Genomic DNA, 23,125 nt, shown 5'->3' on the forward strand with positions numbered 1-23,125 from the left:
CCCGCGCGTATTCCCCGGACGTCCCGTGTCGCCCGATATGAGCAGGGAGCTGCGTCGTTTTCCGCTCCGACAGTGACCGGGGGCGAGCGGCATCGCGCCCCTGACTTCCACTCCACACCCCATCCGCGAGGGCTCCACCGCCGTGCCGTCTGGCGCGCGCGGAGCGGGCACCCTCGTCCCGAGGTTCCGACGATGAAGCTGTTCGAGCGCAGCCTGCTGGTCCTCTCGTCCCTGCTGCTGGCGTCCTCCACCGCTGCCGCGGCGGACCGTCCCGCGGTCAACCCCCGCCTGTTCGGCACGCGCGCCATCGTCGCGTGCGACCCGGTGGAGAAGTCGTGCGGCATGGCCGTCATCTCCTTCCCCAGCGGCGTCAGCGGGCTGGTGCCTTATGGGCGCTCGGACGTGGCGGTGGCCTCCATGTACATACCGTCGGTGGATGATGCGAACGCCATCATCGCCCGCATCGACTCGGGCGACGCGCCACAGGCCGCCGTCGACACCGTGATGGCGGCGGACCCGTATGGCGCGTACCGCCAGCTCGCCGCGGTGAAGCTGAACCCCGACGGCAGCGTGACGGTGGGCCAGCGCACGGGGGAGGAGAGCAGCGACTTCCGGTGCGCCGTGAAGGGCGCCACCTACGTGGTGCAGGCCAACAACCAGACCACCGCCGACATGTGCACCGTCATGGCCCAGGCCTTCGACCGGGCCCGGGGCAGCCTGCCGCAGCGTCTGTTCGCCTCGCTCAAGGCAGGCTCGCGCGTGGGCAGAGACCGCAATGGCGACCGCTCCGGCGTCGTGCGGGTGTGGAACAGCACGGACGACTCCGCCTTCTACACGCACATGATTGCCGAGGCCGTCACCCACGGCAGCACCACGGCGATGCGCGATTTGGAGGTGCAGCTGAACCGCTACCAGGCCGGCCTCGCCGTGACGTACGCGGCCGACCTGGTGCCGCTGGACCGGGAGAACGCCAAGGTGGTGAAGCGCGCGCTGCACAAGCTCGGGTACTACCGCGGACCCATGGATGCCAGCTGGCCCCAGAGCGCCGAGCAGGCCCTGGCCGACTTCGTGTGGAACAACCTCTTCTTCGAGAAGCCCACCGTGGTAGTGGGTGGCGTGCGGAAGATTGACGGTGTGCTGGTCAACTTCCTGCGCGACGCGGACCTGGGCGCGCTCCTCGGCCCGACGCCGGGGCAATGAGGCGCGCGGTAGGGCTGGCACCCGGGCGCCGCTCGTGAGAGAGGGAGGCCGCCGGCCCTCACCGAGCGGGCCGCCAGGAGAGGGACGATGCGCAGGCTGACGTCGCTGTGGCTCGCGGGGTGTATCGGAATCGCCGGGTGCTCGAAGAAGGAGGAGGGGCCTCCGCATCCCGCCGCGGAGCTGCCCGCTCCGGATGACTCGCCCGCCCAGCCCTCGGGCCCGCCGCCGGGCACCCTGCCCCGTGAAGGCGAGGCCGCCGCGAAGCCGCCCGTGCATGTCGTGCTCCCCGGTGACGGGGGCACCGTGCCGGTGGCCCAGGCGGGACAGCCGGACGATGTTCCCGAGGCGGAGCCCACGCCTCCCCAGGGCCAGGCCCCGGTGCCTCCGACTCCGGCGCCTGCTCCGGGAGCCGCGGCGGGTCAGCCTCCCGAAGACCTGAAGAACCGCGAGTGGACGGCGGGCAACGTGACGCTGAAGCGCGCCGCGGGCATGCCGGTGACGCTGCGCTCGGTGCGCGCGGGGCAGCACCCGGACTTCGACCGCGTGGTGTTCGAGTTCGACGGCGCCAGCCTCCCGGGCTACCGCCTGGAGTACGTGGACAAGCCCATCATCAAGTGCGGCTCGGGAGACCCGACGTCCGTGGCCGGCCAGGGCTGGCTCCAGGTGACGCTCACTCCCGCGCGAGGACACGACGACAAGGGCCAGGCCACCGTCGCGGAGCGGGAGCTGAAGCCCGGCCTGCCCGTCATCCTCGAGCTGGAGCGCACGTGTGATTTCGAAGGCGAGGTGACGTGGGTGCTCGGCAACAAGGGCCCCAACAAGTACCGCGTCATGGAGCTGCACGAGCCCACCCGCCTCGTGGTGGACGTGCAGCACTGACGTCACGACGTGGGGCGCGGCTCACGGCCCACGCCGCAGCCTGCTCGCGAGCCGGTCCAGGCCCGCGAGCAGTGCGTGGTGCCGCTTGTGGGTCTCCGCGCCTCTCGCTCGCAGGGCCATGGCCAGCGCCGCGGGCACATTCAGCGCCGCGTCGCACTGGAGCCGCTCGCGGTACTCGCGGGCCCAGTCCGGCGGCACGCGCAGGGACCAGTTCCGCGCGTCCACGGTGCCGGGCGTGTTGTACGTCTCCGTCATCCCCAGCAAGTCCGTGAAGAACACCATGACGTTGCGCGCACGGCTGGCGAACAGGTCCGCCAGCTTCGCCTGCGCCAGCAGCCCGGGGTCCGCCGCCAGCTTCCGCGCGAAGGCCTCTCGCTCCGCCTCCTCCGGACACAGTCGCCACGCGAGGTAGTCCGCCTGCGCCTTCAGACTGCCGCTCCACTGCCACTCGCCCACCAGTTGCCACAGGGACTTCGTGTCGTGGTTGCCCACCATCACCCAGTCCTCGGGCGCCACGTTCTCACTGCGGTACACGTCCGTCGGGTTGTTCAGGTCCGCCTTCTGCGTCACACGGAAGCGCCCCAGCCCGTACTGCGCCAGCACCCGTTCCAGCGGATACGGCAGCGTGCTGAGTACCTCGCCGAGCAAATCGCCGAGGTCCCGCCCGTTGCGCCGCGCCGCGCTCACGATGGTGTCGAAGAGGACGCTGTAGCGGCGCACCTGCTCCGGCGTGAGGGACTTCACCTCCCGGTCCGCGTACCGGGGCACCGTGCGGTCCAGTTGCTCCGGGTGCACCAGCGCGTAGCGCGCGAGCTCCGGGTGGTCCGGCAGGTCCGGTGACGAGAAGAGGCGCGCCCCGTGCTGCACGGCCCACAGCGCATCCATCGCGTCCGCGCGGTACACCCACGGGCACACGAGTCCGTGGGGATGGTCCAGCCGCAGCCCGTCGTACTCGCCGAGCATCTTGTCCATGCGCGCGTTCATGAAGCGCAGCACCGGCCCGGCCCGCTGCCCGGCGGCCACTCCCGCGTCGTCGTCCTCGAAGTACTGCTCCGGGTCCAGCACGGGGTAGTTCCACGGCTGGCCATCCGGGTTGGTGCGGCTGGGCGGCGCGCCCATGAGGTAGCTGCGCAGGAAGAGGCCCTGCCACGCCCACGTGTCGCGCGGCGAGAGGCCAATCTGCAAATCGCCATACAGCTTCAGACGCAACCCCGCCGTGCGCTCCCGCAGGGACTGGTGCTGCGCGTGCACGAGGAACTGGAAGAAGGCGTAGCGTTCCAGCGCGTCCGCGTACCGGGCCTCCAGCTCCACGAGGCGCGCGGCGGCCGCGCCTTCCTCCCCATGGCGCGGGCTCCACAACCGTCCGTCGAGCGAGTCGCCCCAGCGCCTCCAGTCCGGCTCGTGCTTCTCCTCGCACAGCACGTCGAAGAGGCCGTCGCGGAGGAGCCACGCGTGGTGCTGCTGGCGGAAGGTGGCGAAGCGCCCGGCCAGCGCGCGCAGGGCGGGAGACGCGTCCGGGGCCTCGCGCTGGTGGCGGAAGGACTCCCACGCCTCGTTCAGCGCGGCGAGCTGCGTGCGGAAGGCGTGGCGGTAGCGCGCTCCCGGGCTGGCGTCGCGGGGACGGCTCGCGGCGAGGGCGGCCACGCGCCCGCGCGGCAGCAGCGCGCCCCAGGGCTCGGGCTCCTCCAGCGGCGCGAGCGCCACGTTGAGGAGGTTGCGTGAGAAGAGCGTGCCGTCATACGGCGACGCGTTGTACTCGGTGGTCTGTCCCTGCGGCCCGAGCTGGATGCCGTTGAAGCCCAGCTCCCGCGCGAAGGCGAGGAAGCGCGCCGCCCCTTCCGAGTACGGCGAGCCCCAGCCCGTGTCCTCCTCGGGGAGGCTGGGAAAGCTCGGGTCGTGGATGCTCAACACGCAGTTGCGGACATCGAGCGCGGCGAGCGCCTCGGTGACGAGTCGGCGGTGGTCTTCGGGCAGCGGCGCTGGAGCCATATCGGGCAGCGAGCGACCCTAGGAGCCTCCGCGCGAGTCGCCAACCGTCCTGGTGGGCCAGACGTTCAACATCAACGCCCGGCGGTGCCAGGCCCCTCAGTCCTGACGGGCCTGGGGCACCGGACGGGGCTCGCCGCCGCCACCGTGAGGCCCGTGTTCCTGGGGAGGACGCATGTGGAAGACCTTGCGCAGCCTGCGGCTCATCCAGTTCCGGCCGTCCACCAGGATTTCGTACACCGTCGGAATCACCAGCAGCGTCAGCAGCGTGGACGTAATCGTGCCGCCAATCACCGCGCGGCCCAGCGGCGCGCGGAAGTCGCCGCCCTCGCCCGCGCCAATCGCCACCGGAATCATGCCGGCCACCAGCGCCAGCGTCGTCATGATGATGGGCCGCAGGCGGATGCGCCCCGCCTCGATGAGCGCCTCACGCAGCGGCATGCCCTTCGCGTGTGACCACTTCGCGAAGTCGATGAGCAGGATGGCGTTCTTCGCGACGATGCCCATCAGCAGGATGACGCCGATGAGGCTCATGATGTTGAGCGTGTCACGCGTGACAATCAGCGCCAGCACCACGCCGATGAGCGACAGCGGCAGCGACAGGAGGATGGCCAGCGGGTCCAGGAACGAGCCGAACTGGATGACCAGGATGAGGTACATCAGCAGCACCGCCACCCCGAGCGCGATGAACACGCGCGTGAAGACTTCCGCCTGGTCCGCGGACTCGCCGCCCGTCGTCAGCGTATAGCCCGACGGCAGCTGCACACTCTTCACCCGCTCCTGGATGTCCGTCATCACCTCCGTCAGCGAGCGCCCCTGCGTGTTCGCCTGGATGTTGATGACGCGCTCGCGGTCCAGGTGCGTAATCTGCGCCGGCCCCAGCGTCTGCCGGATGTCCGCCACCTGTCCCAGCGGCACCAGCTGAATCGGGCCGCCCTGCACTCCAGCCACGCGGATGGGAAGCTGCGCGAGGTCGTTCGGGTTGTCGCGGGCCTCGGGCGCCAGCCGAATCATCACATCGCGCGTCTCGCCAATGGGGTCCACCCAGTCCCCCACGTCCAGGCCCGCGAAGGCCGGGCGCAGCACCTGGGCCACCTGCCCCACCGTCACCCCGAGCTGCCCCGCCAGCCCGCGGTTCAATTCCACTTCGAGCTCCGGCTTCTGCCCTCGCGTGGACAGCCCCACGTCCACCGCGCCCGGCACCGCCTCCATCTCCTTCTGTACCTGCTGCGCGAGCTGCGCCAGCACCTTCTGGTCCGGCCCCCGCAGCTCCAATTGAATCTGCTTGAAGGCACCGCCGAAGCCCGAGGTGAACACCGAGACCTTCGCGCCACCCAGGGTCTTCAATTCGTCACGGAAGATGCGGCCGAGCGCGTCCTGACTCACGTCGCGGTCCGCCTTCGGCTTGAGGCGCACGTACACCAGCGCCTGGTCCACGCCCGGCGCGCTGAGCGGCAGCGGCACGCCGATGGTGCTGTACGTGTACGCCACCTCCGGGTGCGCGCGGGTGAGGCGCACCACCTCTTCCACCTTGCGCCGCGTGTAGTCCAGGCTGGAGCCCGGCGGCGTCTCCACCAGCACCTCCACCTCCGCGCGGTCACTCACCGGCACGAAGCCCGCGCCGCCCACGGTCCCCTGCAATACGAGCGCGCCCACCAGCGAGCCCACCGCCACCAGCACCATGGCCAGCCGGTGGTCCAGCGCCCAGGCGATGACGCTCTTGTAGCGGTCCGCCTGCCGGTCGAACCAGCCGTTGAAGCGCGTCAACTGCCGGGAGATGAAGCCACGCCGTGCGCCCTTCTCCACCTGCGGGTCCGGCCAGTACGCGCTCAGCATCGGGTCCAGCGAGAAGGAGACGAACAGCGACACCAGCACCGCGCACGCAATCGTCAGGGCGAACGGCTTGAACCACTGCCCCGCGACGCCGTACATGAAGGCCACCGGGACGAAGACGGCGACGATGGAGAAGGTGGTCGCCGACACCGCGAGCCCGATTTCGGAGGTACCCTCGCGCGACGCCGTGTAGTGGTCCTTCCCCATCTCCACGTGGCGGACGATGTTCTCTCGCACGACAATCGCATCGTCGATGAGGATGCCGATGGCCAGCGTCAGGCCGAGCAGCGACATGGTGTTGAGCGTGAAGCCGAACACCCAGACGCTGATGAAGGCCGCGAGCACGCTCACCGGAAGCGCCAGGCCGGTGATGACGGTGGAGCGCCACGAGTTGAGGAAGATGAACACCACCAGCACGGTGAGGAGCGCGCCCTCCAGCAGCGCGGACTGCACGTTCTCCACCGCGTTCTCCACGCGCACGCCCGCGTCGCGGACGATGGCCAGCTTCACTCCCGCGGGCAGCCGCGTCTGCAGGGCCTCCACACGCGCGCGCACCGCATCGGCGACCTCGGTGGTGCTGAAGCCCTTGGACTTCAGCACGTCGATGCCCACCGCCTCCGCGCCGTCGTAGAGCGCCAGCGTGCGCGGCTCCTCGGAGCCCACGAAGACGTCAGCCACCTGCGACAGGCGGATGGCCTGTCCGTTGCGCGTGGCCACCACCATGTCGCGGAAGTCCTCCACGCGCTCCAGACGGCCCCGGAGGCGGATGGACTGCTCGGACAGCTTGGAGTTGATGCGGCCCACCGGCGCCGCCAGGTTCTGCGCCTCCAGCGCGCCCACCACATCCGCCACCGACACGGCCGCCGCCTGCATCGCCCGCGGCTTGAGCTGCACCGTCATCTCCCGCTCGACGTCGCCCACCACGTTCGCCTGCGCGACGCCGGGCACCGAGCGCAATTCGCCCACCACCAACGGGTCCGCCACGCGCGACAGCGCCGCCACGTCGAGCTGGTCCGAGGTGAGCGTCAGCGAGACGATGGGTTGGTCCGCCGGGTCGAACCGCGTGAGGATGGGCTCCTCCATCTCCTGCGGCAGGTCCGCGCGCTTGCTGGAGATGGCGTCGCGGATGTCCTGGGACGCTTCCTGGATGTCCTTCTCGAAGTTGAAGAACACCGTGAAGGTGGCCAGGCCGTCGGTGGCCGTGGACGTCGTCTCCTTCGGGTCCACCCCGTTGATGGCGAAGATGGCGTCTTCAATCGGCTCGACGACTTCGCGCTCCACCGTGTCCGGCGAGGCTCCCGGGTAGGCGATGGTGACGTTGATGACGGGCTGCTGGACGTCGGGGAACTCGTCCGTCTCCAACTGCCAGAGGGCCACGAGGCCGAAGACGACCAGGGCCACCATCGCGGTGATGGTGACGATGGGACGCTTGATGGCGAAGTCCGAAATGAACACGGAGTGACTCCCGACGAGTGCGATGGGACGAGGGCGGCCTCAGCGCGCGGGCGACGTCGCGCCCTCGGCGGTGCCTTGCGTGCTCGGCTGCGTGGAAGGGGCCTGTCCCTGCTGCTTCGGAGCCGGGGGCGGGGCCTCCGAGCCGCCCACGCCAGGGCCGTCATCCGCCACCGGCTTCGACTCCGGACGCGGCGCCTCCACCTTCACGCGCGAGCCCTCTCGCACCTCGTCGCGAGCCGAGCCCAGCAGCACCAGGTCTCCCGCATGGAGCCCGGAGCGAACCTCCACCTGCTGCGCGACGTCGTCCCGCAACCCCAGCGTCACGGGGACGCGCTGCACGCGCGCGTCCTGGATGCGCATCACCGCGGGGCCGCCGTTGGACGCGTCGATGACATCCACCGGCACCGCCAGCGCGCGCCGCTCCTGAGAGACGACGCGGCCTTCCGCGAAGAGGCCCGCAAGCAACTCGAGGTCCGTGTTGGGAATGGCCACGTAGATGCGCACCTGACCGGTGGCCGGGTCCACCACGGGGTTGATGCGCTCCACCTTGCCGCTGAAGGAGCGCTCACCGTAGCCGGTGACCTGGAACTCCACCGACGTGCCTGGCTTCACCTGCTCCAGCCGCGCGGCGGGTACGGAGGCCTCCAGTCTCAGCGTGCGCGGGTCCACCACCGTGAAGAGCGGCGAACCGGGCTGCACCACGTCGCCCGCGCTCGCCTGACGCTCGCTCACCACGCCGTCGAAGGGCGCGATGATGCGCGAGCGGCCCACCTGCTCCTGTGCCAACGCCAGCCGGGAGCGCGCCTCCGCGAGCTGCCCCTCCGCCTGTGACACACCGAGCTGGGCGCGCTCGTAGTCCCGCTGGGTGATGACGCCGGCCTTGGCGAGTCCCGCGCTGCGCTCCTCCTCCGCGCGGGCCACCTGCAGCGCGCTGCTGGCGCTCCGCACGGTGGTGCGCATGGCGAGCAGTTGGTCCCTCAGGGTGGCCGCTTCGATGCGCGCCAGCTCTTCGCCCTTCTTCACCCGCTGGCCCTGCTCGGCCTTGATGTCGAGGATGGTGCCGCCGACCTCGGCGCGGACCGCGGCCGCCGTGCGCGCCTGCAGGGTGCCGGAGATGCCGGGGCCCGATTGCAGCGCTCGCGCCTCGGCGCGGGCCACGTTCTCCTGCCCGAGCGTCACCACCGGCTCCACGGGCTTCGCGTCCGCTCCGTCCGGGTCCTTCTTGCAACCGGCCACGACACAGACCACGCCCAGCAGCAGCCCGAGCCCCCAGCTTCGCGTCCTCCCGCTCACGTGCGCGCGTTTCACGGCGAGTCTCCCGTCCTCCGCCGGGCCGGCCTCCGGGCCCCGGCGAGCCGGCTAACCATGGTGCCGCCCCCCCGCCTCCGGTAGCCGCACCCGGTGTCGTTCCGCACCCGGAAGCCCCCGCGTGTCTACTGCCTGAAAGCGGGGCAGGCAGGCGGGCGAGCCGCTCAGGACGCGCTCCGTGGCGCCGCGTCGTCCGGGAGACGCCGCTTCACGGCGTCGCGGGCGGCACCTCGCTCATGATGAGGGTGCCGGTGCGGAAGTGGCCCGGCTGCCCGCAGCCCGACAGTTGCGGCTTGTTGGGGCAGCTCACCGGCTGGGTGGAGCGCGTGGACGACGTGGAGCACAGGGCGCCATCGGTGTTCCACTCGGCCTCCAGCTGCCACGACTCGGTGTCCTGCTGCACGCCGCGCGCGTCGTAGAGGTTCACCCAGTTGCCATCCTGCGTGTGCGAGGTGCCGTCGCCGCAGAAGTCCGCGCGCACCATGCGCGTGCAGGCCTGGTGGTGGTCCGCGAGGCTGCGGCCGTCCGCCGTCGTCGCCCACGGCCGGTAGCCGAAGTGGACGCACTTGGCGATGGCCGCGCCCTCGCAGGCGAAGGTGAAGAGGGTGGGGTCGTCCAGGTGCGCACCGCCACCGGGCACGCCCTCCCGGTGGTTCCAGGTGCCGGACACGGGAATGGCCTCCAGCGCGGAGCCATCCGCCGCGGGGCACGCGGGCTTCCAGGTGCCGTCCGTGTTGTCGAGGAAGGAGACGCGGTAGGACCAGATGTCGCCGCTCGCACCGGTGGCCGGATTGATTGCGTCCACACGCAGGTCCACGCGCTGGCCGCCGTCGAGGTTGCCGACGAAGCGCGCGCCGAGGAAGTCCAGGCCGGACACCTCGCGGCCCCCGTTGAAGCCGTGGAAGACGCTGCCCTGCAGCCACGCCGAGCTCATCGGGTCATCCACGCTGTCCGAGGCCATGACCCCGGACAGATTCACGGAGACGAGCGGCCCCATCGCGGTGCCGTTGAGATTGCGCCCATTGAGGTTGCGCCCGTTGAGGTTGCGCCCGTTGGGAGAAGCCAGCTCCGCCACGCTCGACTGCAGCGTGGACTCAGGCTCCGTCACCGAGCCGCCCGCACACCCCACCAACCCGCAGGCCAGAAACACCGCCCGCACCACCCGCCGCTCGCCCATGACCCGACCTCCCCGACCCGACCACCCGTCCTACGGCTTGCAAGATTTGCAGTCCCGCCGTGCGCCGCAAGACTCCCGCATGCGGACGTGCACTTGCAGCGTCCGCTCGCGAGCAGTGCATTGGCACGGCAGGGAGGACCAGGGGTTCCAGCGTCGGGTAACGCGGGGTGTACGGAGGTTGGCAGGATGCCCGGCGTGCAGGCAGGCGGCTCAGGGCCCCGCGCCCAGCGGGTCCGCGCACACGCGCAGGCCCATCGTCACGTCGCGCAGCTCGGGCTCCGGCAGCTCGCGGTTGGTGGCCCGCGCCGAGGTGGCCGCGAAGGCGAAGCTGCCGCCGCGCGCCACCGCCTTGCCCGGCTCCAGCCAGGAGCGCGTCCACTCCCAGACGTTGCCGGCCAGGTCGTCCACGCCGAAGGGGCTGCGCGAGCCGGGGTGGCTGCCCACCTCGTCCGGGCCGAATCCCCCGGGCTGCTTGCCATAGGTGGTGTCGATGTTGGCGTCGTCCGGGCCCAGCGTGTCGCCGTGCGGGTACTCGCGCCCGTCCACGCCGCGCGCGGCGCGCTCCCACTCCAGCTCCGAGCACAGCCGCGCACCGGGCACGCGGCCACTGGAGGCCAGCCAGGCCGCGTACGCCTCCGCGTCCGCGAAGGTGACGCCGCTGACGGGAAAGCGCAGCCAGTCCTGCTCCACGCGTCGCGTGCGGTTGGCGTAGCGCAGCTTCTCGCCGGCCCGCGCGACGTAGGGCTCGCTGCCGGGCTGGAAGCGCAGCCGCCAGGTGCCGTCCACGCGGTCCAGCGCGAGCAGTCCCGCGTAGCCACCGGTGCCCACACGGGGCAGGCGCTTCGCGCGCTCGTCGGGCGGCAGGGACTCGAGGAAGCGCAGCCAGTCCGCGTACGTCACCTCGTGACGGGCGATGAAGAAGGCCGGCACGTCCACCGGGTGCAGCGGCACCGCGTTGAAGAACTCGCGCACGCTGGCCTCGGCCGCGCTGCCGAAGCGCACCTCCCCTGGCGGGACGAAGACGAAGTCCTCGGGCACCGCGCCCGCGCGAGGCAGGGGCACGCCGAGCTTCCGCGCCTCCCCGCGCCGCAGCAGCACGGGCTGCACCACCGGCTCGTGGCCCAGCGCGCGCAGGGAGAGCTGGTAGCGCCCCGGCGGCACCGGCACGTCCAACCACGGGCCCGCGACGAGCGGCAACGGCTCACCGGGCTGCTCGTGTCCCTGCGCGTCCCGGCCCAGCGGCCGCAGCTCCACCTGGACGCCGGAAACGGGCGTCTCCAGCGTGAGGCGCGCGGGCGCGTTCCACTGCTGCCAGCGCGTGCCCGAGATGTCATAGAGCTTCAGCCGCTGGAGCAGCGTGGGCAGCGTCGCGGTGTCGCCGTCCTGCTCGGCCCACAGGGCGCGCTCGTAGAGGAAGTCCGCCAGCGCCTCGCGCACGTCGGGGCGGCCGGGCGCCAGGGCGAGCGCGCGCTCCAGCCGGCCGGCGACGGCGTCATAGCGGTGGCGCACCGCCACGGCCTGGGCGCCCGCCCTGCCCCAGAGCTTGTCGGCGTCCGCGCGGTGGCCGCTGCCATAGAGGCGGAAGGCCTCGGCGCGCTCGGAGCCCAGCGCCGCGCGCTCGTGAGCCACCGCGCGCAGGGCGAGCGCGGCCTCCTGGAGCTCGGCGCGCACCTGCGTGTCGAGGCCCCAGCGCTCGCGCAGCTTGAGGCCGCCGTAGACGAGCCCCAGCGACAGGATGAAGCCCGCCGCCAGCCCCTGCCGCATGCGCCGGCTGCGCACCATGGTGCGGCGCGAGGCCTTGAGGAAGTCCTGCTCGCGGCGCGTGAGCTCGCCAACGTCGAGCAGCTTCGTCTCGGCGAGCTGACGCGGGCCCCACAGCGCCTCGCGCGCGTGGCCCAGCTTCTCCCAGTGCGCGGCGGCGGCCTCCAGCCGGGCCTGCACCTCGCGGCGCTCGGCGGCCTCCGCCAGCCAGCGCGCCAGCGTGCTCCAGCCGGCCAGCAGCGCCTCATGGGCCAGCTCGTACGAGGTGCCATCCTGCGCCTCGCGCGCCACCAGCAGGCGCGCGTGGACGAGGGCCTCCAGCGCGGCCCGGTAGCGCACGTCGTCGCCCACCAGCTCGCGGTCCGTCTTGCGCGCGCGGGTGCCGTCCGCGGTGACGAGGCGCAGGAGCACGCCCCTGGCGGCGCTGCGCTGGTCCGGCAGCAGCCGTGCCACCGCGGCGTCCGCATGCCGGGCCAGCGCGCCGGCCACACCGCCCAGCGAGTCCAGTGCCGCCTGGGTAATCACGCGGCCTTCCGCGTCGCGGGCCTCCCAGAGCTCCGCGAGCGCGAACTGGAGCAGCGGCAGCCCGCCGTCGGCGGAGGTGGTGGAGGCGACGAGCGCGTCCACCAGCGCCTCGGACTCGAAGCGCACGCCCTTCACGCGGGCGGGGCCGGTGACGGCCTCTCGCGTCTCCTCGGGCGTCAGGGCGCACAGCAGGTACAGCGCGCGCGGCACCTCCGTGCCCAGGCCGGGGACGGAGGTGAGGCGGGTGAGGAAGTCGCTCCGGCCGGTGGCCAGGAGCCGCACCCCGCTGGCCCCTTCCGCGAGGGCGCCCAGCGCCTGGCCCGCGAGCGCCGCCTCCACGGGAGAGGCCAGCGTCACGAGCTCCTCGAGCTGGTCCATGTAGAGCAGGAGGCCGTCGCGCGCGCCCAGCCTCGCGCGCAGCCGGCGGACGAGGGACGCGGGCTCGCTGCGCAGCGCCTCGGCGAGCGGCTCCTCTTCGATTTCCAGCAACGGGGCGAGCGCGGCCGCCAGCGCCGCCATGGGCCTGCGGCCCGGCACCAGCCGCGCGGTGTGCCAGCGGCGACCGTCCTCCAGCCCGCCCTCCACCACCGCGGGGAGGATGCCGGCGAGGCACAGCGAGGACTTGCCCACGCCGGAGTCGCCGGTGATGAGGAGGAAGGACTCGGCGCGCAGCCGGTCCAGCACCGCGCGCTGCTCGCGCCGGCGGCCGAAGAAGACGGCCCGGTGCTCGGCTTCGAAGGCCTGGAGGCCGCGATAGGGATTGCCCTCGGGGACCTCGGTGGTCGCCTCGTCTCGGGACAGGGCCTCCAGCGCGTCGAGGAGGTGCGCGGCGGAGGTGTAGCGCTCGGCCGGCTCGCGGCGCAGGCACCGGTCGATGACGGCCGCGAAGGCGGCGTCCACGTCGGGCGCGGCCTGGACCAGGGGACGGGCGTCCTTCGTCTGCACCCGCTTGGGCAGATCCCGCCAGGGCACGTCGCGGAAGGGGCCGCGGCCCGCGCACAACTCGTAGAGGACCACGCCCAGCGAGTACACGTCGCTGCGGGCCGTGAGGTCCTCGCCCGCCCAGGCCTCCGGGGACATGTAGTAGGGCGTGCCCACCAGCGCGCCGCTCGGCAGCGAGGGGAGGAAGACGCCGTCCAGCGAGCGCGCGGAGAAGTTGGGGCTGGCCTCCGGGTCCAGGTCCTCCGGCAGCTTCGGCGTCACGGCAGAGCCCGCGCGGGAGGGGGCCTCGCCCGGCTCGGCGGCCTCGTCCAGCAGCTTGGCGAGGCCGAAGTCGAGCAGCTTCACCTCGCCGGCCTCGGTGAGCACCGCGTTGCCGGGCTTGATGTCCCGGTGGAGCACCCCGCGCCGGTGGGCGGCGCTCAGGCCGCGCGCCAGGTCCCTGCCGATGGACAGCACCCGCTCCCAGCGCTGGGGCTTGGAGAGCCGGTCCAGGCTGACGCCCCGGATGAACTCGGAGACGAGGTAGGGCTGCTCCTCCAGCTGCCCCACCCGGTAGAGGGTGACGACGTTGGGGTGCTGGATTCGGGCGGCGGCGCGGGCCTCCACGAGGAAGCGGGCCAGGGCGTTGGAGCCGAGCGCGGGGATGAACTTCACCGCCACCGGGCGCTCGAGGAGCGTGTCGTGGGCCAGGTACACCCGGCCCGTCCGTCCGCGGCCGATGGGGCGCACGAGCCTGTACTCGTCGAACTCCTGCGGGGGAGTCCACGCGTCGGGCGGCGACGGGGAGGCGGCGGGGGAAGAGCCCACAGGGGGTGCCTATGCATCCTCCCGCCAGGGGTCAACCGGACGGGGGCAGGGAACGATGCGCAGCGGAACAGCAGTGCCCCGAGTGTCCGATGCCGGGCAGTGGGGATGTCGTGTGGCTCAGCTCCCCTGCCCGCCCTTGCCCTTCGCCTTGCTGGGCTTGAGCACCTGAAGCCCGGGGCTCCGGTTCCAAAATCTGGATGGTGCATCCACCGCCTAGACGCTACGCCCGGCCTACGTCATTCGCCGCTGTGCTCCTGCTCTAGATGCGCGACACTCGGGCATCCCCCATGGAACGTTGCATGCAGAGCGTTCATTCATGCTTACACGCGCTTGGTTCACGTTCATCATCCTAGGCCTTGGAACTTTCGGCTGCATTGAGCTCCCCGAGGTCGTTACCGTCCCTCCAGTTGATGACGCGGATGCGGGCTCAGACGCAGGCACGGGCTCAGACGCGGGCACGACCTCGGACGCAGGCACGGGCTCAGACGCGGGCACGAACTCGGACGCAGGCACGAGCTCAGCACCCGACACGACGCCTCCTACCCTGACATCGACCCATCCTCACGACGGAGCCATCGATGTCTCGGACTCTTCGATTCTGGAGCTCGATTTCAGCGAGGAGATGCGGAGCGACTCGATTCGTGTTTCGGTCGATCCACCCATGGCTGTCACCCTGACGGGTTGGAACGCTGCTGGGACGCAGGCGTCCTTCGCGCCATCCAATGCATGGTCCAGAGAAACGAACTACACCGTCACCGTGGAAGGGCGAGACCTCGCAGGCAACCTGTTGATCGGCTCTCGTGCTTTCAGCTTCACGACGCGATCTCCGACTGCGCCCACGGATACAACCGCACCGTCCGTTACATCCATGTCTCCCAGCCATGACAGCAACGGGCATCCGCGAGACGCGTCCCTGCGACTGACGTTCTCCGAGCCCATGGACAGGGTGTCTGTAGAGGAGGCTTTCACGTTCACCAGCCCGGAGGAGCACGTTCCTGGCTCCATTGGCTTCACATGGAACGCTGAAGGCTCAGACGTAACCATCAACCCAGGCGACGACTTTCCCTATGCAGCCAATGTCGCCTGGACTCTTCGTGCCGGAGCGAAGGACCTCTCGGGCAACACGCTCTCCAGTGCCATTTCAGGGCAGTTCTCCGTCGTACAGCTCGTCTCCAAGACACTCATCAAGTCCGGGCATGGATCCATCATTGGACCCGCTCCATTCGAGACAAGCGGAAACTTCCGAATCGGAGAGATCAACAATCAGTCATTCAGTCGGGCTTTTGTCGCCTTCAGCCTTGCGGAAGTCCCCATGGAAGCCACCCGCATCATCTCAGCTGACCTCAGCTGGATGGGAGGATCGGCAGGGAATGCCTTCTACAGTCTAGGCGATCTCATCGTTGAGTCCGTCGACTACGGACAGTCCCTGGAGCCCGCCGCACGCGATTTCGACGCTCCAGCGAGAGGCGAGCCTATCGTTATCTTCAGGGAGAACTATCCTGGAGATGGCACCTTCATCCACCTCTCCGTGACGTCGCTGGTCTCCGCGGACCTCGCCAATCGCGGCTCACAGGCGAACCGTTCTCAGTTCCGCCTTCGGTTCACCGTGGATACCAATCACGACCAGCAAACGGACTCCTTCAACATCAATGCGGAGGCGTTCCCGCCCAAACTGGAACTGATGTACGAGCAGCCCTGACGGGCTCAGCCCACATCTCACCGGCTGCGCTTGCTCTTGCTGGGCTTGAGCATGTTGCGGATCTTGTTCTCCAGATCCTGCGGCAGGCACGGCTTGGCGACGAACTCGTCTGCGCCGGCTTCCCGGGCATGCTCCGCGTTGCCGGCGAGCACATGGCCGGTGAGCGCCATGACGGGGATGTCCCGCGTCCGGGCATCCTGCTTGATGAGACGCGTGGCCTCCCAGCCGTCCATGATGGGCAGGGACAGGTCCATCAGGATGATGTCCGGGTCTCCATCCTGCGCCTTCTCCACCGCCTCCTTGCCATTGGAGGCGGTGTCCACCTCGAAGCCGACGAACTCCAGGTACTCCGCGTACATCTCCCGAGCGTCATCGAAGTCGTCGACGACGAGGACCCGCTTCTTGTTGCCCGCGGGGGTGGGGAGGGCGTTGGCGAGCGCCTCGTCATCCGGGGCTGTCATGGCCGTTCGCTTCATGGAACCGACGCCTCACGTGTAGGGAAAGGGCGGTAGGCAATCTATACACGACTCTTCCAACGCGCCCGTCCCTGGAGCACCTACATGGGTGAGACCCAAGCCCCATGAAGCTGTCAGCAAGGGAACAATGACCGGTGGTGCAGGAACGACAACGCCCCCGTGGAGGTCTCCTCCACGGGGGCGCCGCGAACCATTCAGTACTGAAAACTCAAACCCGGTGCGGGTGAAGCATCAGGGCGTCGGGACGTTCTGGGTGGCGACCACGCCCACCGTCATGTCGTTGGTGACGGGCTGACCCCAGATGCTCTCGTAGGTGCCGTTGGTGCTTCCCGAGGCGCGATTCGGCAGCTTGGAGAAGGCCACCTGCACCGTCAGGTTGTTCGGGTTCAGGGGGAACGCGCCGCCGTAGAAGAAGGAGTAGCGGCTGCTGTACCTGGACAGCGTCAGTCCGAAGGCGGAGGTCTCCGCGGGGGTGCGGGTCTGGATGGGAGCGGTGGGCTCATCAATGATGAGGTCGAAGCCGTTCGCATTGCCCAACTCACCCTGGACATCGCCGATGATGTTCAGGGAGCTGGCGCTCGCGTCCGCGATGTTCGCGTTGAAGAACACCTGGACGAACGGGCCGACGGACGGGCTGTTGACGTTATAGGCCCGGGCGATAGGCGCGCTGAAGTTCACGTACACCTTCTCGCCGGGGTTGAGCTGCGAAGCCGTGGGAGCCGACGTCGAGGTCTCCTGATAGCGGACCTCGGCAATCGAGACAGTCCGCGGGCTCGTCTGATCACCCACGAAGAAGAAACCCGTGATGCTGTAGACGCTGCCGCCCTCGGCGGACACCGCGCGCATGTCCAGGTTGTACTCCTTGCCTTCCTGCAGGGAAACGGCCGGGGTGATGGTGGCGCTATAGCCGCTGTTATTGACGGCGGTGCTCACGTTCAGCAGCTCGCGCCCATACTCATCGGTCAGGCGCGCCAGCATCGAACCCGCCTGGACCGGCTGGTTGAAGAACAGATGGATGGGCTCGCCCGCGCGGACCATGTTCCGCAGCGGATCAAAGTCGGTGGCCCCCGTCAGGCTGGCCACGTTGCTGCTCTCGACATTCAGCGCGCCCGCCTGCGGCCGCGTGAAGGGCAGGTTGATGATGCGCAGGGTGCTGTTCGCGACGATGTCCGAACCCGCGTAGCTGTTCACATAGCCGCCGGTCTCCGGGACGCCGTTGTTGTCGGTGTCCATCGGGGAGACCCACAGCTTGTACTGCCCCGAGCCACTGCGCAGCCGCGCCATCTCCGGCGCGCTGGGGACGCCCGTGAACACCAGGGAGCCCTGCTCGTTGGAGGTCGCCTCGACCACCACCGTGCTCACCACCAGCGAGGTGTTCTCGTTGTTGGACAGGATGATGGAGCCCGCCGGCGTGGCCTCGAGCGTCGCCTTCACGTTGGCCGCGGGACGGCCACTCGGCGTCACCAGCAGGAAGTTCAGCGTGCCGTCCAGCTTCGCCAGGGTGATGGGGCCGAAGCTCGCGTTGCCGTTGTTGATGGGCACGTTGCCCGCCGACGACGGAACCGTCGCGGTGGCGCGCAGCGTGGCGTAGCCCTGCTTGGTGAAGGTCAGCAGCACCTGCGAGCCGGCGGGCACATCCGTGTACTCGAAGTTGCCCTCGGCATCCGTGGTGGTCGCCACCGGATCCGCGGAGCTGCCGATGGTCATCTTCACCGAAGCGTCGCCCAGCGGCTTCAGGTCCGTGCCCAGCACCTGGCCCGAAACGGTGCCCTTCGGATTGGCGGGCGTCACCACCGTCACACTGTCCGGCTCACGCACGCCGTCCGCGATACCGTCGCCGTTCTCATCCTTGAGATCTTCGCCACAACCCAGGACCAGGAACGGAACCACGGCAAAAACCAGATGCTTCTTCATCATCCCCACCTTTAAAGGAAATTCCCCAATATCGGCGCCCCAACACTTGGAAGGGCGTGGAGCGGACACTCTCCGACCCGAGCCCATCCCGTCAAGACGTGGGTCCCCGTACTTCCAGCCCGCACCTACATCCGTGACCCCACCCCGAGCCGGATCAGCACCTGCCCTTCCCTCCCAAGAATCCGAGAGAGCAGTCGAGGGCGACCCACCCCCTCCCGGGCCCTGTCCCCGTCCGCGCCTGCTAGGGTGGGGCCATGTCGGACGTGAATGATCCATGCCTCGGCTGCGCCATCGTGCGCGGGGAGACCCGGCCGGTGGGGGGCGTACTCGCTCGGGCTCCCGGGCTGGTGCTGCATGGCGTGGCGTCTCCCAGTCCCGTCCCCGGCTGGGTGGTCATCTCCAGCGAGCGGCACGTGCGCGCCTGGTACGACCTGGACGAGGACTCCGCGCGCGAGCTCGGGCCCTTCGCCGCCCGGGTGATGCGCGCCCAGCGGGAGGTGCTCGGCGCCGAGCATGCCTACGCCTTCGCCATCGGCGACGTGCTCCGCCACTTCCACCTGCACCTCATCCCCCGCTTCGCCCAGACGCCCCAGCGCCTGTGGGGCCGCGCCGCCTTCGACGCCGCCCCCGCCGACCACCGTCCGGCGGAGGAACTGGAGGCCGCCGCACGCTCGCTCGCCGCCGCGCTGTCGCGCTGAGCCTCGCGCCCGATCCGCGTGGTAGACAGCCGGCCTTCCTCCCGTCGAGAGGTGCCGTCCTGCCGACCGAGCCCCGCAACCGAGTCCTGGAGAAGATGCTCGAGCGGCTCTACGCCGCGCTCGCGTCCGGGCCAGGCCTCAACTGTCGCCCCCACAACAGTCGCCAGCGCGTGGACCTCGCCGCGCTGGGCCGGCTCGATGGCACCACGCCCCACACCGTGCTGGCCGCCCTCCTCGGGGACAAGGCCGGGGTCCGGCTCGCGGTGAAGCCTCCCGTCGCAGCGGATCCGCGCAGTGCCACTGCCTCGCTCGCGAGCAACGCCACCGCGCCAGACACGGACGCGTTGGGCACGGACGGCGAGCACGACGAAGACGCCGCCTCCCCCACCCGCGCCGAAGAGGAACAGCAGGCCCTGCTGCGCAAGCTGGCCACCATCGTCGAGGACGCTCGCACCTTCGAGCAGGACACCGGCGCCCACGTGCTGCACGTGGGCTTCCCCCTGCTGCACCTGCCCCCGGGCGCGAAGGACAAGCGCGGCTTCGGCACCCGGCGCATCCTCGCCCCCATCGCCTTCGTTCCGGTGCGTCTCACCCTCAAGAAGGGCCGCGCGCCCTCGGTGGAGCTCGAAGGCGCCGAGGAGGGCGTGGACCGCGTCGCGCCCAACACCGCACTGCTCGCCTGGGTGGAGCAGCAGACCGGCCAGCGCTTCGGTGACCTCTTCGCGGACGAAGAAGGCGCCGACCCCTGGCGTGAGCTGAACGAGCTCGTCGCCGCCGTGGCGAAGGCCCTGGACCTGCCCGCCCCCCCGCCCTTCTCCGCCACCACGCCCCTGTCGCCCGTGCCCCGCTCGGACGATGACGCTCGCCCCGCCATCCTCTCCAGCGCCGTGCTCGGCCTGTACCCGCTGTCCAACCAGAGCCTCGTGGACGACATGCGCGCCCTCGTGGAGGGCGAGCCCATCTCCGGCCCGCTGGAGAGCTTCCTCCGCGTGGACGTGTCGCTCGGCGCGCCCTCGGACCATGGCGGCGGCGAGCCCAACCTGGAGGGCTTCAAGCGCGCGGACGAAGAGCGGCTCGTCACCGTGGCCGACCCATGCCAGGCCCGCGCGGTGCGGCTGGCGCGCAGCAGCCGGGGACTCGTCGTGCACGGGCCTCCGGGCACCGGCAAGTCGCAGACCATCGCCAATGCCATCGGCGACCACCTGTCTCGCGGCGAGCGCGTGCTGCTCGTCTGCGACAAGCGCACCGCGCTCGACGTGGTGAAGCACCGCCTGGACCACCTCGGCCTCGGCAACCTGTGTGCCGTCGTCCATGACGCCCAGAGAGACCAGCGCGACCTCTACATGGGCATCCGCGAGCAGCTCGACTCGCTGCCGGAAATTCGCACCGACGCGGCCGTGTCCACCGAGCTGTCCCGGGTGAATGCGGAGCTGCAGTCGCTCCATGACGAGCTGGCCACCTCCGACCGCGCCTTGTCCGAGCGCCCCGCCGGCGGCACCGCTCCCTCCTTCCACGAGCTGGTGGGCCAGTGGTTCACCCTGGAGCCCTCCGAAGCGCTGGCCCCCACCGTGGCAGGCCTTGCCTCCGCGCGGCTCGCCGACGTGTCGCCTCGCGAGCGCGAGGTTCGCGAGGTGCTCGAGCGCGGCGTGCGCGAGGGCTACCCGGACAACCCCTGGCGCGAGGCCCTCGGCACCGACCTGGCCACGTACCTCGCCCGGCCGCTGGCCACGTACCGCGAGCGTCTCGACACCGTGGCCCTCACCGCTCGCGACGCGGACGCGCTGGCCACTCCCGACGTGCCTTCCTTCGGCGCGGACCCTCGGGCGGAAGGCACGGCGCGCGCCGCGTTCGCGGAGAAGCTGGCCCCGCTGCTGGAGACGGCCAGCCCGGACATGCTCGCCCGCTGGGGCACGGCGTCACCGGACTCCGTGCGGGCCGCGAAGGCCCAGCTCGACGGGCTGGCGCCGCAGACACAGGTGCTCGCCGAGGGGCCGCTGGACACGGAGCTGGCCCTGGTCCACCGCGAGCAACCCCAGGCACTGGGCGCGCTGTCCACGGCGCTCGCCTCGCTGGGCACGTACCTGGACATCGCTCGCAGGTGGTACGCCTTCTTCTACTTCGCCCGGAAGGCCGGCGCGCGCAGGGTGCTCCAGCAGTTCGGCCTCACCCTGGGCATCGCCGCCGCCGAGCGCGTCAACCGCTTCCTCACCGGCGCTCGCGCCCGGGCGCTGCTCACCGAGTACCACCGCACCACGCTCGCTCCCGGCGCCGCCGGGCCGCTCACCGACGAAGCCCTCTCGCGCGGCCTGCGCACGCATGCCGCCCTGTTCGAATTGCTGGGCGAGCTGGACAGCACACCGCTCCTCGCCTCGTGCCGCGAGGCCGTGCGCCGGGCCCTCGAGGGCGACGCGGACGCGCGCGCCGCACTGCTCTCCGGCCTGCGCCAGTCCGCGGCCCGGGGCGAGGCCGTGGCCCGGCTGGAGGCGCGGCTCTCGGAGACAGGGCTGCTCACCACCGCGTGGCTCCAGGCCCGCACCCGTGAGCTGCGCTCGGGCGGGAAGCTCTCTCCCGCCGTCTCCGCCCTCCAGGCCCGGCTGTCCACGGTGGAGGGACTGCTGCGCCTGCGCACGCTGCTGTCCGGCATGCCTCCCGCGCTGGAGGCCGCGGTGGAGGGACTGGCCCGTCAGGGCGCGGACGTGGAGGGCGGCTGGCGCGCGGTGCTGAAGGCGACGCTGGCCGCCGAGGTGTCCTCCCGGCTGCGCGAGGACCCGGCGCTCCAGCACATCGACGCGGACCGCGTGCAGGCCACCCATGCCCACTACCGGGCGCTGGAGGAGAAGAAGCGCGTCCTCGTGCGCGACGCGCTCGTCCACCGGTGGACGCAGCGCCAGCGCGAGCGGCTGCTCGCGGCCACCGGCGGCCGGCTCAACGGCCAGGGCGCGGAATTGCGCCGCCGGCTCATGCTGCGCGGCGAGCGCGCCATGCGCGTGCGCCAGGTCATCGCCACCGGTCAGGGCATCGACGGCGGAGACCCGCTCTTCGACGTGCGCCCCGTGTGGATGGCCAGCCCGCAGACGGTGGCTCAAATCTTCCCCCGCCGCCCCATCTTCGACGTCGTCATCTTCGACGAGTCCTCGCAGTGCCGACTCGAGGAAGCGCTCCCCGTGCTCACCCGTGCGAAGCGGGTGGTCATCGCCGGAGACCCGAAGCAGCTCCCGCCCACGCGCTTCTTCGAGTCCGCGGTGGTGCAGAGCCAGGAGTTGGAGGCCGAGTCGGAGCAGGGCCTCTTCGAGGAACAACAGGCCGAGGTGGAGGACCTCTTGTCCGCCGCGCTCAACCTGGACATCGACCAGTGCTACCTCGACGTGCACTACCGCTCGCAGAACGCGGACCTCATCGCCTTCAGCAACGACCACTTCTACGACAAGCGGCTCCAGGCCATTCCCGCGCACCCGTCCCACCGCGCGCCGCACGCCCCGCTGCGGCTGCTGCCCGTGGCCGGCACCTACGAGAAGCGCGTCAACCCCATCGAGGCCCGCGCCGTGGGCACGCTGGTGAAGGAATTGCTCGCGCGGCCCGAGCCTCCATCCATCGGCATCGCCTGCTTCAACCTCGCGCAGCGCGACGCCATCACCGACGTGCTCGATGAGATGGCCGCCGAGGACTCCACCTTCGCGGCCCGGCTGACGGCGGCACGCTCGCGGCGGGGGGCAGGGTCGTTCGAGGGCCTCTTCGTCAAGAACCTGGAGAACGTCCAGGGTGACGAGAGAGACCACCTCATCATCAGCACCACCTACGGCCCGGACCGGCAGGGCCGCTTCTACCGGCGCTTCGGCCCGCTGGGCAGCGCGGGCGGTGGCCGCCGCCTCAACGTGCTCGTCACCCGCGCGCGGCAGCAGGTGCACCTCGTCACGTCCATTCCCCGTGAGAGCTACCTGTCCCTGCCCCCGGTGGAGAAGGGCCGGCAGCCCAACGGCGGCTGGCTGCTCTTCGCCTACCTCCAGTTCGCGGAGGCCCTCACGGACGCCTACGCCCGCGATGACGCCGAGACGCAGGCCGGCACGGCCGTACCGGTGGCTCGCGAGACGGTGGTGCGCGAGCGCGAGACGCAAGCCGGGTCCACGTTCGCCCGCGCGCTGGCAGGGCACCTGGCGAACCAGCACCGCGTCTCGTCCGACGTGCACTGGGGCAACGACGGCTTCTGCGTGGACCTGGCGCTGCACCACCCCACCAACCCCGGCGACGTCACCGTGGGCGTGCTGTGCGACGGCACCCGCTACCCCAAGGCCGCGGACCGCGTGGAGTGGGACCTGTTCCGCACCGCCGTGCTGGAGGGCCAGGGCTGGACGCTGGTGCGCCTGTGGACGCCCCACTTCTTCCGGGACCCCGAGGGCGCCACCACGCGCGTCCTCCAGGCCACGGGCACCGCACGGCCCGTGGTTCACTGAGAGGAAGACTCCGAGTC

The 23,125-nt window shown here is 70.8% G+C and carries 12 protein-coding genes; 5 read left to right on the top strand and 7 right to left on the bottom strand.

Annotated features, from left to right (window positions below):
* The first annotated feature begins 192 nt into the window (after positions 1-192).
* On the top strand, positions 193-1,200 hold the full coding sequence (locus tag OV427_RS17110; protein WP_267857194.1) for a DUF1028 domain-containing protein: 1,008 nt from the start codon (positions 193-195) through the stop codon (positions 1,198-1,200).
* 87 nt (positions 1,201-1,287) lie between these two features.
* The gene (locus OV427_RS17115) at positions 1,288-2,079 is read left to right on the top strand and encodes an AMIN-like domain-containing (lipo)protein (RefSeq protein ID WP_267857195.1); all 792 of its coding nucleotides are present in this window, start codon (positions 1,288-1,290) and stop codon (positions 2,077-2,079) included.
* Positions 2,080-2,100: 21 nt separating this feature from the next.
* Here OV427_RS17115 and OV427_RS17120 read toward each other — a convergent pair whose 3' ends face one another.
* The 5 genes from OV427_RS17120 to OV427_RS17140 all read right to left on the bottom strand — a co-directional run bounded on the left by OV427_RS17120 (position 2,101) and on the right by OV427_RS17140 (position 13,873).
* Positions 2,101-4,068, bottom strand: a complete 1,968-nt coding sequence (locus tag OV427_RS17120) for a 4-alpha-glucanotransferase (protein WP_267857196.1) — start codon at positions 4,066-4,068, stop codon at positions 2,101-2,103.
* Between the two features lie 96 nt (positions 4,069-4,164).
* A complete protein-coding gene (locus tag OV427_RS17125; RefSeq protein ID WP_267857197.1) occupies positions 4,165-7,353 on the bottom strand; it encodes an efflux RND transporter permease subunit in 3,189 nt (1,062 codons plus the stop codon).
* A gap of 39 nt (positions 7,354-7,392) precedes the next feature.
* Positions 7,393-8,661 carry an efflux RND transporter periplasmic adaptor subunit gene (locus OV427_RS17130; RefSeq protein WP_267857198.1) on the bottom strand — a complete coding sequence of 423 codons (1,269 nt, stop codon included), beginning with the start codon at positions 8,659-8,661 and terminating at the stop codon, positions 7,393-7,395.
* A gap of 208 nt (positions 8,662-8,869) precedes the next feature.
* Entirely contained in the window at positions 8,870-9,838 is a 969-nt protein-coding gene (locus OV427_RS17135) for an ADYC domain-containing protein (protein ID WP_267857199.1), read from the bottom strand.
* A gap of 210 nt (positions 9,839-10,048) precedes the next feature.
* On the bottom strand, positions 10,049-13,873 hold the full coding sequence (locus OV427_RS17140) for a bifunctional serine/threonine-protein kinase/formylglycine-generating enzyme family protein (protein ID WP_267857200.1): 3,825 nt from the start codon (positions 13,871-13,873) through the stop codon (positions 10,049-10,051).
* 316 nt (positions 13,874-14,189) lie between these two features.
* Between OV427_RS17140 and OV427_RS17145 the strand changes: the two genes are divergently transcribed.
* Positions 14,190-15,572: an Ig-like domain-containing protein gene (locus OV427_RS17145; protein WP_267857201.1), complete on the top strand. Its 1,383-nt coding sequence runs from the start codon at positions 14,190-14,192 to the stop codon at positions 15,570-15,572.
* 17 nt (positions 15,573-15,589) lie between these two features.
* Here the strand turns inward: OV427_RS17145 and OV427_RS17150 are convergent, their stop codons facing one another.
* Both OV427_RS17150 and OV427_RS17155 read right to left on the bottom strand, forming a co-directional pair.
* Positions 15,590-16,048 carry a response regulator gene (locus OV427_RS17150; protein WP_267857202.1) on the bottom strand — a complete coding sequence of 153 codons (459 nt, stop codon included), beginning with the start codon at positions 16,046-16,048 and terminating at the stop codon, positions 15,590-15,592.
* A gap of 231 nt (positions 16,049-16,279) precedes the next feature.
* On the bottom strand, positions 16,280-17,965 hold the full coding sequence (locus OV427_RS17155; RefSeq protein WP_267857203.1) for a carboxypeptidase-like regulatory domain-containing protein: 1,686 nt from the start codon (positions 17,963-17,965) through the stop codon (positions 16,280-16,282).
* Between the two features lie 251 nt (positions 17,966-18,216).
* Between OV427_RS17155 and OV427_RS17160 the strand changes: the two genes are divergently transcribed.
* Both OV427_RS17160 and OV427_RS17165 read left to right on the top strand, forming a co-directional pair.
* Positions 18,217-18,660: an HIT family protein gene (locus OV427_RS17160; RefSeq protein ID WP_267857204.1), complete on the top strand. Its 444-nt coding sequence runs from the start codon at positions 18,217-18,219 to the stop codon at positions 18,658-18,660.
* A 95-nt stretch (positions 18,661-18,755) separates the two neighbouring features.
* Positions 18,756-23,108, top strand: coding sequence for an AAA domain-containing protein (locus OV427_RS17165; RefSeq protein WP_267857205.1), 4,353 nt, complete (start codon positions 18,756-18,758; stop codon positions 23,106-23,108).
* The last annotated feature ends 17 nt before the right edge of the window (positions 23,109-23,125 follow it).

This window comes from Pyxidicoccus sp. MSG2 (genome assembly GCF_026626705.1).
Lineage (GTDB): Bacteria > Myxococcota > Myxococcia > Myxococcales > Myxococcaceae > Myxococcus.